At 71.1% G+C, this 14852-nt stretch carries 9 protein-coding genes and 1 pseudogene; 4 read left to right on the top strand and 6 right to left on the bottom strand.

Translation table 11 applies throughout. The features are described from left to right. Window positions 1–30 precede the first annotated feature (30 nt). The 4 genes and pseudogenes from ACIOGX_RS34785 to hemL all read right to left on the bottom strand — a co-directional run. The gene (locus ACIOGX_RS34785; RefSeq protein ID WP_401918708.1) at window positions 31–651 is read right to left on the bottom strand and encodes a TlpA family protein disulfide reductase; all 621 of its coding nucleotides are present in this window, start codon (window positions 649–651) and stop codon (window positions 31–33) included. 216 nt (window positions 652–867) lie between these two features. Next, the gene (locus ACIOGX_RS34780) at window positions 868–2115 is read right to left on the bottom strand and encodes a hypothetical protein (protein ID WP_356516737.1); all 1248 of its coding nucleotides are present in this window, start codon (window positions 2113–2115) and stop codon (window positions 868–870) included. 274 nt (window positions 2116–2389) lie between these two features. Beyond that, window positions 2390–3073, bottom strand: a complete 684-nt coding sequence (locus tag ACIOGX_RS34775) for a histidine phosphatase family protein (RefSeq protein WP_401768951.1) — start codon at window positions 3071–3073, stop codon at window positions 2390–2392. Window positions 3074–3147: 74 nt separating this feature from the next. Then, a pseudogene (hemL, locus tag ACIOGX_RS34770) lies at window positions 3148–4461 on the bottom strand (glutamate-1-semialdehyde 2,1-aminomutase); the annotation flags it as partial. Between the two features lie 116 nt (window positions 4462–4577). On the opposite strand from hemL, the gene ACIOGX_RS34765 reads away from it, so the two are divergent. Beyond that, window positions 4578–5153 carry a hypothetical protein gene (locus ACIOGX_RS34765; RefSeq protein WP_129773196.1) on the top strand — a complete coding sequence of 192 codons (576 nt, stop codon included), beginning with the start codon at window positions 4578–4580 and terminating at the stop codon, window positions 5151–5153. A gap of 54 nt (window positions 5154–5207) precedes the next feature. Here ACIOGX_RS34765 and ACIOGX_RS34760 read toward each other — a convergent pair whose 3' ends face one another. Then, entirely contained in the window at window positions 5208–5762 is a 555-nt protein-coding gene (locus tag ACIOGX_RS34760) for a flavoprotein (protein WP_401918705.1), read from the bottom strand. Between the two features lie 294 nt (window positions 5763–6056). Here ACIOGX_RS34760 and ACIOGX_RS34755 point away from each other — a divergent pair, with 294 nt between their 5' ends. The 3 genes from ACIOGX_RS34755 (at window position 6057) to ACIOGX_RS34745 (ending at window position 11073) form a co-directional block, all read left to right on the top strand. Continuing rightward, window positions 6057–7751 carry a hypothetical protein gene (locus tag ACIOGX_RS34755; RefSeq protein WP_401918703.1) on the top strand — a complete coding sequence of 565 codons (1695 nt, stop codon included), beginning with the start codon at window positions 6057–6059 and terminating at the stop codon, window positions 7749–7751. A 404-nt stretch (window positions 7752–8155) separates the two neighbouring features. After that, window positions 8156–10111 carry an FtsX-like permease family protein gene (locus tag ACIOGX_RS34750; protein ID WP_401918701.1) on the top strand — a complete coding sequence of 652 codons (1956 nt, stop codon included), beginning with the start codon at window positions 8156–8158 and terminating at the stop codon, window positions 10109–10111. Between the two features lie 176 nt (window positions 10112–10287). Beyond that, entirely contained in the window at window positions 10288–11073 is a 786-nt protein-coding gene (locus ACIOGX_RS34745) for an ABC transporter ATP-binding protein (RefSeq protein ID WP_401918699.1), read from the top strand. A 115-nt stretch (window positions 11074–11188) separates the two neighbouring features. Here the strand turns inward: ACIOGX_RS34745 and cobN are convergent, their stop codons facing one another. Further along, window positions 11189–14821 (bottom strand): cobaltochelatase subunit CobN, encoded by a 3633-nt coding sequence (cobN, locus tag ACIOGX_RS34740; protein WP_401918697.1) that lies wholly within the window; start codon window positions 14819–14821, stop codon window positions 11189–11191. Window positions 14822–14852 lie beyond the last annotated feature (31 nt).

Raw genomic sequence — 14852 nt, 5'->3', positions numbered from 1 at the left:
CCGGGGACCGCGGCGAGAACCTGCACGGGATCACTTCTCCGCGATCAGCGGGTCGATCATCTTGCGCAGCTTCTCCGCGTCGAGCGCCATCAGCGCGCGGGCCGCGATCTTCCCGTCCCGGTCGAGCACGATCGTGGAGGGGATGGACTGCGGGTTGAGACTTCCCCGGGGGAAGCCGTTGACGATGAGCTTGCCCGTCGGGTCGTACAGACTCGGGTAGGGGACGGCGTAGTCCTTCTCGAACGCGAGCGCCGGGCCCTTGTTGGCGTCCCGGGTGTTGATCCCGACGAACGCCACGCCCTTCGACTCGGTCTCCTTGGCGACCTTCGCGAAGTGCGGGGCCTCGGCGCGGCAGGGCGGGCACCACGAGCCCCATACGTTCATCACGACGATCTTGCCCTTGAGGTCGGCGACGTCGAGCTGCTCACCCTCCAGGGTCTCGCCGGAGAGCCGGTTGGCGGGTTTGCGGTCGGCTGCCGCCACGGTGGAGATGCCACCCGTGTTCGTGACGAAGTTGGTGTCACCGCCGCCGCCGGACTTGCCGCCGCCCCCGCAGGCCGAGAGCGTCAGGGCCGCCACGCCGACGACAACCGGCGGGAGGGCGCGGAATCGTCGCTCGGAGCGGCGTCGGGGAGCGCGGCCTGAGTTCATGTGAAAAGTTTCGCATGGGCGATTCAGGGATCTTGCGCACCCCCCTGGCTGCCCGTAAAGCCCGTTGTAAAGAGCCGCGTACGGGCAACAGCCGGGGGTCCGCGCGCCGATCCGCTCGGGCGGTCGCTCTAACAGTCCGCTCAAACAGTCCGCTCAGGCAGCCTTCTCAGGCAGCCCTCTCAGCCGTGGCCGTCTTCTCAGGCGGCCTTCTCAGGCTCATGCCTTGAAGAATGCGTTCCAGCCGCCGGCGGGGGCCTGGCCGACCTCCAATGTGCGGAGCTTGTCGAGTACGGCGGGGTCCTGGACATCGAGCCAGTCGGTGAACTGCCGGAACGAGACGAGCCGTACGTCCTTCTTGCCCGCCATCCCCTTCAGCGCCTCCTCCACGGCATCCATATAGATCCCGCCGTTCCACTGCTCGAAGTGGTTGCCGATGAAGAACGGCGCCCGATTCGATTCGTAGGCACGGTTGAAACCGCCGAGATACGCGTCGGTGGCCTGCCTGCGCCACTCCGCGTAACGCGAGGTCATACCGTTCGTCGAATTCCTCGACTGATTCGCCAGAATGTTGTAGTCCATGGAAAGGACCTCGAAGCTGTGCCCGGGGAACGGGACTTGCTGGAGCGGGAAATCCCAGATCCCCCTCTTCTTGTCCGGCCACCGCTGCGTACCGCCGGGCGAACTCGCGTCGTACCGCCAGCCCAGCTTCTTCGCCGTCGGCAGCAGATTCTCCTGGCCGAGCAGACAGGGCGTACGGCTGCCGATCAGTTCCTTGCGGTAGTCGAAGGGCAGCGGGTCGAGATCGGTCCAGCCGCTGTTCGTACGCCACTCGGTGACGAAGGACACAGCCTGGTCGATCTCGCTGCGCCACTGCTGCGGGGTCCAGTCGCCGACAGAGCCGGAGCCGGCGCAGAAGTGCCCGTTGAAGTGCGTACCGATCTCATGGCCGTCCAGCCACGCCTGGCGGACGTTCTTGAGGGTGTCCTTGATATGGCCGTCGGTGAGATAGCCGATGTCCGAGGCGCCGACGGGGTTGTTCGGCGGGCGGTAGAGCGTCTTCTTCGACTCGGGCAGCAGATAGAGGCCGGAGAGGAAGAAGGTCATCGCCGCGTCGTGGTTCTTGGCGAGCTCCAGGAAGCGCGGGAAGAGACCGTTGCCGACCTCGCCGGCTCCGTCCCAGGAGAAGACCACGAACTGCGGCGGGGTCTGGCCGGGCTCCAGGGGGACCGGGGCGGCCGGCTGGTGCGGCTGCTTTCCCGTGTCGGAAGTGGAACCGTCCCCTATGAGCCGGGCCTCCTTACCGAGGGGGCGCGCACTGCCCGTCGCGCCTCCGCTCCCGCCGCCCTTGCCCACATCCGTGTGCCGGACCGAACCGCTCTCGCCGGTGGAGCAGCCCGCGACCCCGATCGCGGCAGCCGCTCCCATTCCCGCTCCGAGCAGGCTCCTTCGGCTGATGTCGCGCATACCGTTCCCATCCGCGCTCGTCTGGTGCGTATGCCGCTCGTAAAAGTCTTACAAGCGGCAACACGAGAGATGAGTGAGCGAACAGGGAGGTTCCTGTAATTGTCATATCTTTACCGATCTTCACTGATGTATCGGTAGATATGACAGAAAGTGATCAGCGGATCGTGAGCGAGCGCCGGTTCACGAGCGCGCACAGTTCACGAGCGAGCACAGTTCACGAGCGCACAGTTCACGAGCGAGTGCACTTCACGAGCGCGCGCCCGTTCCCGCGCATTCAGGCGCCGAAGGCTTTGGCCCCACCCTTGACCGGCCGGGCGCCGGCGAGAAGGTGGGCCGGGACGAGATCACGGGCGGGCTCGGAGTAGCCGACGGAGACGATCTTGTCGCCCTGATAGGTGAAGCTGGTCAGGGACGCGAGCGTGCACTGCCGGCGGCGCGGGTCGTGCCACAGCCGGCGCCGCTCGACGAAGCTCCGCACGATCCAGATCGGCAGCTGATGGCTGACGCAGACCGCCTCGTGCCCGCGGGCGGCGTCGCGCGCGCCGTTCAGCGCGCCCATCATCCGTACGACCTGCTCGATGTACGGCTCGCCCCAGGACGGCCGGAACGGGTTGGTGAGATACCTCCAGTTCCCGGGCCTGCGCAGCGCGCCGTCACCGACCCCGAAGGCCTTGCCCTCGAAGACGTTCGCGGCCTCGATCAGCCGGTCATCGGTGTCGAGGGTCAGCCCGTGGCTCTTCGCGACGGGGGCCGCGGTCTCCTGCGCGCGCTCCAGGGGGGAGGCGACGACGTAGGCGATGTCACGGTCCGCGAGGTACTCGGCGACCCGGTCGGCCATCTGCCTGCCCAGCTCGGAGAGGTGGTAGCCGGGGCGTCGGCCGTAGAGGACACCGTCCGGATTGTGCACTTCGCCGTGGCGCACGAGATGGACGACGGTGGTCTCTTCGCTCGTGCTCATGCGGCGTTCTCCGGGTCGGTGGGCTCGGGGGCACTGGCCTCGGCGGCGCGGGTCCCGGCGACGGTGGGCTCAGGGGCGGTCGCTTCGGCGGCGGCGCGGGCGGCGGCCGGCAGCGCGGCGGCGATCCGCTCGATCGCGCGCTCGTCGTGGGCGGTGGAGACGAACCAGGACTCGAAGGAGGACGGCGGCAGATAGACGCCGTCGGCCAGCAGCGAGTGGAAGAAGGGCGTGAAGCGGAACGACTCCTGCTTCTTGGCGCCCTCGTAGTCGCGGACCTCGTCGGCCGTGAAGAAGACGGAGAACATGTTGCTCGCCGTCTGTACGCGGTGGGCGACGCCCTCCTTGCTGAGCGCCTCCGTCACCAGCGCCTGGATCTGCCGCGAGACGGCGTCGATCTTCGCGTACGCCGCGTCGTCGAGCAGCCGCAGCTGCGCGAGGCCCGCGGCGGTGGCGACCGGGTTCCCGGAGAGCGTGCCCGCCTGGTAGACGGGGCCCGCGGGGGCGAGCCGCCCCATGACGTCGGCGCGCCCGCCGAACGCGGCGGCCGGGAACCCGCCGCCCATGACCTTGCCGAAGGTCATCAGATCGGGCACGACACCGTCGACGCCGTACCAGCCGGCCTTCGACGTACGGAACCCGGTCATCACCTCGTCGGAGATGTAGAGCGCGCCGTCGGCGGCGCAGATGTCCTTGAGCCCCGCGTTGAACCCGTCCCGGGGCGGCACGACGCCCATGTTGCCGGGCGACGCCTCGGTGATCACACAGGCGATCTCCCCGGGGTGCGCGGCGAACGCACGGCGCACGGCATCGAGATCGTTGTACGGCAGGACGATGGTGTCCCCGGCCTGCGCGCCGGTCACCCCGGGGGTGTCGGGCAGCCCGAGGGTCGCGACCCCGGAGCCCGCCGCGGCGAGCAGCGCGTCGACATGCCCGTGGTAGCAGCCGGCGAATTTCACGACCTTGGCGCGCCCGGTGAAACCGCGGGCGAGCCGGATGGCGGACATGGTCGCCTCGGTCCCGGACGACACGAGCCGCACCTGCTCGACGGGGCCGACCCGGGCCACGATCTCCTCGGCGAGCGCCACCTCGCCCTCACCGGGCGTGCCGAAGGACGTACCGCGGGCGACCGCGGCCTGGACCGCTTCGATGACCTCCGGGTGGGAATGACCGAGAATCATCGGCCCCCAAGAACATACGAGGTCGACATATTCACGACCGTCCGCATCGATGAGGTATGGACCGTTACCGGACACCATGAACCGGGGCGTACCGCCCACCGCGCGGAAGGCACGGACGGGAGAGTTCACGCCGCCGGGCGTCACGAGGGCCGCACGGTCGAAAAGCGTCTGCGAAACTGGGGCGTCATAGGGGAAGCTCACGGAATCCATGGTGTCAGAGGCTCGGACGTTCTTGCGGACAGGTGTTTCACCGGACGTTCGTGGGGGAGGTCACTGTCACGATGATCGGGTTGCGCGGCCATGGCTGCGAGTGGTCGGGTGGAGATATGCATCGCGGTGGCGGACTGGGCGAGGGAACCGACGACCTCGGTCCCGAGCCTGCCCGGCGTGGAAAGCATCGACGGCGCGAACGTGAGGCGCGGGAGCAACCGCCGACAACGCCGGAAAGCAGGAGTGGTGGCCGGGTGGGGGTGACCTACAAATACTTCGGCGCGCCCGACGGAGCCACGGCCGCGCGTGTGCCCATTTCCATGCGCCCGGAGGAGCTGGGCGGCGACGAGCTGGGCATGGGCGGCATGTTCACGAAGATCAAGCCCGAGACGATAGCGGCGATGGTCCTCACGGGCATTCAGGGCATGCCCCTGTACAAAGTGCCGCCGCTTGAACTGGTCGTGCTGCATCCCGATTACGCGGTGGTCAAACTCCCGATGACGGTGGTGGACCCGCTGCGCGGTATCGGCGAGGAATCCGTGGGCGCGGCGGCCTTCATCTGGTCGACGGTCCCGGACAGGGGCGGCCCGAGGGACGCGTACAACGTCTACCAACTGCTGCACGAATGGCAGGACTTCAGCCACCGCCTGCATGAGGCGGGGCACCAGCCGTACTGCCTGGTGTGGCCCTGAGCCGACCCCGGTTGGCCCGGCCCCGCCGCTGAGGTGAGCAGGTGAGCTGCGGGATCAGCGCTGGGGTGAGATCGCCGGGGCGAGGAGTTCCAGCGCCTCCTCCCAGCGAAACCGGTCCGCGTCTCCCTCCGGCTTCGACGCCTTCGGGCCATGGGGGCGGTACGACCCCATCAGGACGCCCATCTCCCGCAGTTGCTCCAGGCTTCGGGAGTACGCGGGGTGAGAGGCCATGGCCGCGTTCACGTACGGGAGGACCGCGGTCGGAATGCCCAGTCCGTACGCCTCGCACAGAATCCCCAGGGCGAGGGTGTCGGCGATCCCGGCGGCCCACTTGTTGATCGTGTTGAACGTGGCCGGCGCGACCGCGATGGCGTCCGGGGGCGGTAGCGGGCGAGGATCGCCGGGGCTGCGCCAGGCCGAGCGGATGGGGTAGCCGGTCTGAGCCTCGATGGCCGCCGCGTCGATGAAACCCAGGCCCTGCGGGGTGGCGATGACGCCCACGTCCCAATGCGCCTCCTGGGCAGCCGTGATCAGGTTGGCGACGTCGCCGGCGATGCCGGCCGCGCACACGACGACGTACAGGAACGGCTTCTTCGCTTGCTCGCTCATCGGCGCGCTCGCGCGCCCGCAGCAACAACGCGCTCTCCCGTGGTCATGCCCCCGACCCTAACGGCCGGGAGGGCATCGGCGGCTACGAGACGCCGTCGGCACGGAAGACGTACGGCGTCCCCGCAGAGTTCATCCAACAGTGCGGCGGGCGCCACTTTTCGCAGGTAGGAGGGGGTGCGCGGCTCTCGGAGTGGGCCCCTCAAGTGGGCCCGGGGACCCTGCGTTTGGGCCCGGACCCATCCATACGCTGCTCTCGCTCGGGGGGTTCGGGGACGGCGTGGGCGAGGAGAACTGATGACGGGCGCCGACAGGTTGCGCAGATGGCACCGGCACAACCACGGGCTGGTCGACAGAGCGCGGCGCGACCGGGGTCAGAGCGGGGCCGAGTACGCCGCGATGGTCGGGGTGGTGTCCCTGGTCGTGGCGGCGATCGTCGGGCTGAGCGTGCCCGCCGACGAGGCGACCGGGCTGAAGAGCGCGGTGTGCCGAATACTTCACCCGCTGAGCGGAGCCGAGGCGTGCTCCTCCGGCGATTACGCGGGCGACGGTAACGGCGGCGACGGGGGCGACACCGGCGGAGGCGGGGGTCCCGGCGATCCCTTCGTGCCCAACGGTGACCCGTTCGAGCCCGCGCGGTGTCTGCTGTCCCAGGATCAGACCAAGACCACCGTCGTCATCCAGATCCTCTTCATCAAGATCAGCAGCTCGGAGACGGTCAAGCTCCAGCAGTGGTCCGACGGCACCGTCACCCTGGAGCGCGTGACCGAGGTCGGGGGCGGGGTCACGGCGAGCATCTCCGCCGGCATCCCCGGGCTGAAGGACTGGGGCGGCAGCGCCAAGCTCAGCGGCACCTACCTGGCGGGCAGCGGCAGCGGTGGCCAGTGGCTCTTCAACGGGAACAAGAGCGGCGATCCCCAGGCGGATCTGGCGGCCAACCTCGAAGACGCCCAGCAGTTCACCGAATACCTCAAGGCGCAGGACGAGTGCAACAGCAGGCCCGCCGGTCCGCGCTCCTCCGAGCTGGGGATGATCTGCGGCTACCACGCGGGCAAGAAGAAGCCCGACCTCGAACCGGAGAAGGCGCCCGACGTCGACATCACCAAGACCTCCACCGAGGCGTCCGGCAACGTGAGCTTCGGCGGGAAGTTCAAGAGCAACGGCAAGGGCGGCAAGGACGCCGGGAAGAGCGACGGCCCCAAGGACCTCGGCAAGATCTCCGGCGAAGTGCTCAACGGCACCATGACCGAGGACGTCGTGGTCATGCGCACCAACACCGGTGTCAACGCCGGGAAGATCACCTTCATCTACACCTTCACTGTCAAGGGCTCGGCGGGCGCGGGCGGCGTCGCCACGGGCGAGAGGATGCAACAGGTCGCGGTCACCTACGACGCGGCGGCCTACGACGAGGAGGAGAAGAACGACGACCCGCACCACCCGGAGAAACTGGTCATCACCACCAGCCAGGAAGCCGGGGATGGCGGCGGCGTCAAGGTCGAGGCGGGCGCCAACGCCGGTCCCGTCACCATCGATGTCGGCGGTGGCGGCGGTTCCACCGAATCGCAGATACACACCGAGACGGCGGAGCTCATCCTCGACAACGACGCCGACAGCACCACCGTCGAGGACTGGCTGCGCGGACGCGGCGACGACCCCGCCAGCAACCCGCTCCCCTCCCCCTCCGACGCCGCCGAGGTACCGGACGACGACGCCAGCCCCCTCGAACACCTCCTGCACAACAAGGGAAAGCTCAGCCGGCTCGACTACAACGCCAACACCGACTGGTGGAACGCCTCACTCGGCATCGGCTTCGGCATCTCCGCCGGACAGTTCTCGCTCGGCTTCAAACTCTTCGGCATCGACATCACCCACGAGGAGAAGAACCAGACGATCACCGGCGACCCCACCTACGCCACCGGCCCCAAGAACGGCGGCGCCCGGCCCTGGGTCGAGTGGAAGAACTGCACCAAGACCAAGCCCATCCCCACCTGACGGACGGGTCCGGAGGACGCCGGCCGGGGCACGCGCACAGCGGAACGGCGCGTGTCCGTCCCGGGGCCGGGACGAACGCGCGCCATCCCGCCCCGGCCCCCGCCGCCCCGGCCCCCGCCGCCCCGCCAACTGCGTGGCTGAAAGGCGCGGTTGGATGCCCCCGGCGGATGACGGCGATTAGCCTTGCTCGCCGTGACGGAGCAGTGGCAGACGCGATTACGCGGAGGCATGTGCGGGCTGTTGGTCGCCGCGATTCCAGGGGCTGTCTTCAACGGAGCGCCACCCGCCCGAAGGGCGAGCCCGGCCGCGGGCGTCGCAGGCCAGTCGAGACTTCACGGACACGGCCCAGGCGGCCTCCCCGGACTTGCTCAGCCCGTTCTCCCCGCCGGGGAGGGCCGGAACACGTGTCCTTGACGTCCCGAAAGCCTCCTACTCCCCTCGGCCCCACCAGCACCCGCCGACTCTTCCTCTCCGAGATCCGTGCCCACCCGGCCCGGGTGGCCGGCGCCGCGCTGGCGTGCGCCGTGACGGCGGCCGGGGTGGGCGCCTGTGTCCTGCTGCTCATCGGTGCGAGCAGGCCCGACTTTCCCGAGAACTCCCCGGCCGCCGCCGCCGCGCTCGACGCCCGGAACGTACTGTCGCTGCTGCTGTCGATGCTGCTCATGTGCGCGGTGGTGGTGACCGGTTCCACCGTCTCGCTGTGGACCGGGCAGCGCTTGGGACAGTTCGCCGTTCTGCGGGCGCTGGGGGTGACGGCGGGGCATCTGCGGCGCATGGTCGCCGCCGATGTGGCGCGGCTGGCCGTCCTCTCCGCCGCCGTGGGGGCCGCGCTGGGGATGGTGCCGCTGGCGCGGCTCGGGCGCGGGGCGCTCGTGGAGCGCGAGCTGTTTCCCGCGAGTGCCCCCCTGCCCGGTGGTGATCAGATCTGGGCGACGGGGATCGGTGTCTGTCTCGCCACCGGCGCCGTCGCCGTACTGGCGGCTCTGGCCAGTGTGCTCGCGGCCGGCCGGGTCAGCGCGATGGATCTGCTGAGGGATCCGGAGCTTCCCGCGGCCCCGACGGCCCGCAGCCGGGCCCGGCTGCTCACCGGGCTGGCCATGGCGGGCCTTCTCTGTCTTCCCCTGCTGTTCGTCATGGCCTTCATGGACCTCCCCGGGACCTTACGGGCGGCCGTCGCGCCGGGCCTGGCCCTGATGGTCATCCCCACACTCGCCGTGCTCGCGCCCTGGGCCGTCCCGCCGCTGACCTGGCCGGTACGGGTGGCGCTGCGCGTACTGGACCGGCGCGTCGGCCGTATCGCCGCCGCCGGAATGCGGGCGGCCCCCGCGCGCACCACCGCCGTCGCGGTCCCCGTGCTGCTGGCGGTGGGCGTCGCGGTCTGTCTGCTCGGCGCGGGAGCCACCATGGGCCAGGCGATCCAGCGTCAGACGGAGGACGGGTTACGGGCCGACGGGGTGGTCACGGCGGAACCCGGAAGCCGGCTCCCCGTCACCGCCGTGTCCCCCGCGGGCGTTTCCGCGACCCCGCTCATCGCCACGGAAGTCACCCCGCCGCCCACCGGCTTCGACGACCGGCCGGGGCCGGCGCGGGCGTGGGGAGCGGACGGCTCGTCGCTGGCGAAGGTCCTGGACCTCGGTGTGCGGCAGGGCCGTCTGGCCGATCTCAAGGAGGGGACGTTCGCCGCCGGGGCGACCCAGGCCGAGGGACATCACTGGAGGCCGGGCCAGCGGGTCCGGCTCGCGCTCGCCGACGGCACCGCGCGGACGCTGACCCTCGCCGCCGTCTACGAACGCGATCTGGCCTTCCCCGAGTTCGTACTCCCCCGCTCCACCGCCCTGGCACACACGGCGTCCCCGTACGCCGAGCAGATCCTGCTGACCGGGGCCGTGGCCTCGTGGCCGGCGGAGGACGGCCGGCAGGTGGCCTCCCGGGCCGCGTACCTCGACGGCCTCGACCCCCGCGATCCGGCGGACGACCTCGCCGTCCGGCTGATCGTCGCCGTGGTCTCGGGATACGCGCTGCTGGCCGCGGCCAACACCTGCGCACTCGCCCAGCGCGACCGGCACGCCCAGCGCGCCCATCTGCGCGCGATGGGCCTGGGCCGCTTCCAGCTGCTGCGCTGTGTGCTGTACGAGGTCCTGGGGGCGGCGGTGGTCGGTATCGCCCTGGCCGCCGTCACCGCGCTGGCCTGTCTGGTCCCGCTGGCCGCGGCCCTGAGCGCCGGGGCGCTGCCGGCCTTCGACGTGCCCTGGACGGTGGGCGTCCTGGTGGCCTCGGTCGCGGCGGTCGCCGCCCCCTCGGCGATGGCGTCGCATCCGCTGTCCGGTATCCAGCGGCAGTTCGCGAGAAGAACGACATGAGGAGGAGCACCCCATGAGGCGGAGACCGGGCGGGCAGAGACCGGGCGGACCGTTCCGGCCGCTGTTCTGCGGAGAGTCCGCCACGGCGGCAGGCAAGCCTCGGCCGCACGCGCGCTGAGCGCCCGTGTCCTCGCTCTCCTCTCCCTCCGTACCGGCCTGACGCCCAGGAGTCGCGCATGACCTCGCACCGTTCCCGGTTCGGCGCCGTGGACCCGCCCCGTCCGCTCGTTCCCGCCGCGTCCGCTGTCGGCCTCACCAAGGTGCACGGCAGCGGACCGCAGCAGGTCACGGCGCTCGACGGCGTCACCGTCGCGTTCCACCAAGGACGTTTCACCGCCATCATGGGCCCGTCGGGCTCGGGCAAGTCCACGCTGATGCAGTGTCTGGCCGGGCTGGACACGCCGTCCTCGGGACAGGCGTGGATCGGTGACTCGGATCTCGCGGCGCTCTCCGACCGGAGCCTGACCCGGTTGCGGCGGGACAGGATCGGCTTCATCTTCCAGGCGTTCCATCTGCTGCCGACCCTGACGGTCGCGGAGAACATCACCCTCCCGCTGGGCATCGCGGGAAAGCACCCGGACCGGCAGTGGCTGGACCAGGTGATCGCCGCTCTCGGCCTCTCCGACCGGCTCACGCACCGCCCGCCCCAGCTCTCGGGGGGCCAGCAGCAACGGGTGGCCTGTGCCCGCGCGCTGGCCGGCCGGCCGGAGATCATCTTCGCCGACGAGCCGACGGGGAACCTCGACACCCGCTCGGGTGCCGAGGTGCTCGTCCTGCTCCGGTCCCTGGTCCGGCAGCTGGGCCAGACCATCGTCATGGTCACCCATGACCCTTCGGCCGCCGCCTACGCGGACCGTGTGGTGTTCCTCGCGGACGGACGTGTCGTCGACGAGCTGGCCGCGCCGAGCGCGGATCGCGTCCTGGACCGGATGAGGCGGTTCGAGAGGCCCTCGCCCGACTGAGGGGGACGACTGACACGGACGAGAGACGGGGATGAGAGGGGACGAGAGACGGGGACGAGACGGCCGAGTGGCAGCCGCCCGGCTGCCGCCCGGCGGCCGGGCCCCCGGGCCGGGCTCAGTCCTCTCCCTCCAGCTCCCCCTCGGTCTCCAGGAACACCGCCCGCAGCGCGTCCAGCACCGCCGGGTCCGGCTTCGCCCACATTCCGCGCGACTCCGCCTCCAGCAGCCGTTCCGCGATGCCGTGCAGGGCCCAGGGGTTGGCCTCCTGGAGGAACTCGCGGTTCTCCGGGTCCAGGACGTACGTCTCCGTGAGCTTGTCGTACATCCAGTCCGCGACCACGCCCGTCGTCGCGTCGTACCCGAAGAGGTAGTCGACCGTCGCGGCCAGTTCGAAGGCGCCCTTGTAGCCGTGGCGGCGCATCGCCTCGATCCAGCGGGGGTTGACCACGCGGGCGCGGAAGACCCGTGACGTCTCCTCGACCAGCGTGCGCGTACGGACCGTCTCGGGGCGGGTCGAGTCGCCGATGTACGCCTCGGGGGCGGTGCCCTTGAGCGCGCGGACGGTGGCGACCATGCCGCCGTGGTACTGGAAGTAGTCGTCCGAGTCCGCGATGTCGTGCTCGCGGGTGTCGGTGTTCTTGGCGGCCACCGCGATGCGCTTGTACGCGGTCTCCATCTCGTCGCGCGCGGGGCGGCCGTCGAGTTCCCGGCCGTACGCGTAGCCGCCCCACACCGTGTAGACCTCGGCGAGGTCCGCGTCCGTGCGCCAGTCGCGGCTGTCGATGAGCTGGAGGATGCCCGCGCCGTACGTACCGGGCCGGGAGCCGAAGATACGGGTCGTGGCGCGGCGTTCGTCGCCGTGCTCGGCCAGGTCCGCCTGGGCGTGGGCGCGGATGAAGTTGGCGTCGGCGGGCTCGTCCAGCGAGGCGGCGAGCCGTACCGCGTCGTCCAGCAGCCCGATGGCGTGCGGGAACGCGTCACGGAAGAAGCCGCTGATGCGCAGGGTGACGTCGACGCGCGGGCGGCCGAGTTCGGTGAGGGGGATCGCCTCCAGGCCCGTCACCCGGCGCGACGCGTCGTCCCACACCGGGCGGACGCCCAGCAGCGCGAGCGCCTCCGCGATGTCGTCGCCCGAGGTGCGCATCGCGCTCGTACCCCAGAGGGACAGTCCGACGGAGGTCGGCCAGTCGCCGTTGTCGGTGCGGTAGCGGGTGAGGAGGGAGTCGGCGAGGGCCTGGCCGGTCTCCCAGGCGAGCCTGCTCGGTACGGCCTTGGGGTCGACGGAGTAGAAGTTGCGGCCGGTCGGCAGGACGTTGACCAGGCCGCGCAGCGGCGACCCCGACGGGCCCGCCGGTACGAACCCGCCGCTCAGCGCGTGCACCACGTGCTCGATCTCGTCGACGGTGCCCGCGAGGCGCGGTACGACCTCGCGCGCCGCGAAGCCGAGGATCGCCGCGACCCCCGCCGGGAGGCCGTCGGCCACGCCCGGCACCGCCGCCGGGTCCCAGCCCGCGTCCTCCATCGCCTGGACGAGCGCACGGGCCCGCTCCTCGGCCTCGTCGGCGTCGGTACGGGTCGCGGCCGACTCGTCGAGCCCGAGGGCTTCGCGCAGACCGGGCAGGGAGGCCGTGCCGCCCCAGATCTGCCGGGCGCGCAGGATCGCCAGGACCAGGTTGACGCGCGCCTCACCGGCCGGCGCGCCGCCGAGCACATGCAGACCGTCACGGATCTGCGCGTCCTTGACCTCGCAGAGCCAGCCGTCGACATGGAGCAGGAAGTCGTCGAACCCGTCGTCGTCCGGCCGGTCCTCGAGCCCCAGGTCGTGGTCGAGTTTCGCCGCCTGGATCAGGGTCCAGATCTGGGCGCGGATCGCGGGCAGCTTCGCCGGGTCCATGGACGAGATCGCCGCGTACTCGTCGAGCAGCTGCTCCAGGCGGGCGATGTCGCCGTACGACTCGGCGCGCGCCATCGGCGGTACGAGATGGTCTACGAGCGTGGCGTGTACGCGCCGCTTGGCCTGTGTGCCCTCGCCCGGGTCGTTGACCAGGAACGGATAGATCAGCGGCAGGTCGCCGAGCGCGGCGTCGGGCGCGCAGGCCGCCGACATTCCCGCGTTCTTGCCGGGCAGCCACTCCAGATTGCCGTGCTTGCCGAGGTGGATCATCGCGTCGGCGCCGAAGCCGCCGTCCTCGCGGGCGGCCTGGATCCAGCGGTAGGCCGCCAAGTAGTGGTGCGAGGGCGGCAGATCGGGGTCGTGGTAGATCGCGATGGGGTTCTCGCCGAAGCCGCGCGGCGGCTGGATGAGGATCAGCAGATTGCCGCGCCGCAGGGCGGCGAGCACGATGTCGCCGTCCGGGTCGCCGCCCGCGCCGGCACGGCTGCGGTCGAGGAACATCTCGCCGGGCGGCGGCCCCCAGTGCCGCTCCACCGACTCGCGCAGCTCGGCGGGGAGTTGGCCGTACCACCGCCGGTAGTCGGCGGCCGGTATGCGCACGGGGTTACGGGCGAGCTGCTCCTCGGTCAGCCACTCCTGGTCATGGCCGCCGGCCTCGATGAGGGCGTGGATCAGCTCGTCGCCGTCGCCTGAGGCCAGACCGGGGACGGGTTCGGAGCCGAAGTCGTAGCCCTCCGCGTCCAGTCGGCGCAGCAGGGACACCGCGCTCGCGGGGGTGTCGAGACCGACGGCGTTGCCGATACGGGAGTGCTTGGTGGGGTACGCGGAGAGCACCAGCGCGACGCGCTTCTCGGCGTTCGTGACATACCGCAGCCTGGCGTGGCGTACGGCGATCCCGGCCACGCGGGCGGCCCGCTCGGGGTCGGCGACGTAGACCGGCAGACCGTCCGGGTCCAGCTCCTTGAAGGAGAACGGGACGGTGATGAGACGGCCGTCGAACTCCGGTACCGCGACCTGCGAGGCGGCGTCCAGCGGGGACAGCCCCTCGTCGCTCTCCTCCCAGGCGGCGCGGCTGCCGGTGAGGCAGAGGGCCTGGAGGATCGGTACGTCGAGCGCGGCGAGCGCGCCCGCGTCCCACGCCTCGTCGTCCCCGCCGGCCGACGCCTCGGCGGGCTTGGTGCCCCCGGCGGCGAGCACGGTCGTGACGATCGCGTCGGCCTCGCGCAGGGCCACCAGCAGCTCGGCCTCGGGCGCGCGCAGGGAGGAGACGTAGAGCGGGAGGGCGCGGGCGTCGGCCGCCTCGACGGCCTCGCACAGCGTGTCCACGAAGGCGGTGTTCCCGCTGAGGTGGTGTGCGCGGTAGTAGAGCACTGCGACCGTCGGCCGGTCCGCGCCCAGCGCCTTGGCCCGTACCGGACGGGGCACCCGGCCCCAGGTGGGCGCGGCGGCGGGCGGCTCGAAGCCGTGGCCGGTGAGCAGGACCGTGTCGGACAGGAACCGTGCGAGCTGGTCCAGGTTGGCAGGACCGCCGTGCGCGAGATAGGCGTGCGCCTCGGCCGCGATACCGATGGGGACGGTCGACGCCTCCATCAGCTGGGCGTCGGGGGCCTGTTCACCGGTGAGGACCACGACCGGCCAGTCGCCCGCGAGCAGCAGGTCGATCCCGTCCTGCCAGGCGCGCAGCCCGCCGAGGAGCCGTACGACCACGAGGTCGGCGCCGTCGAGCAGCGCGGGCAGTTCGTCGAGCGCGAGCCGGGCGGGGTTGGCGAAGCGGTACGGGACGGGCCCGCCCGCCGCGTTCGCCGCGCGGGCGCTCAGCAGATCGGTGTCGGACGTCGACAGGAGCAGAAGCATGCGGCGTCTGGCCTTCCTCGGGGTCCGCGCC

The organism is Streptomyces sp. NPDC088147 (genome assembly GCF_044741565.1).
In the GTDB taxonomy this organism is placed as follows: domain Bacteria; phylum Actinomycetota; class Actinomycetes; order Streptomycetales; family Streptomycetaceae; genus Streptomyces.
Note: the sequence above shows the minus strand (reverse complement) of the source record. Positions and strands in the feature narration are given on the sequence as shown.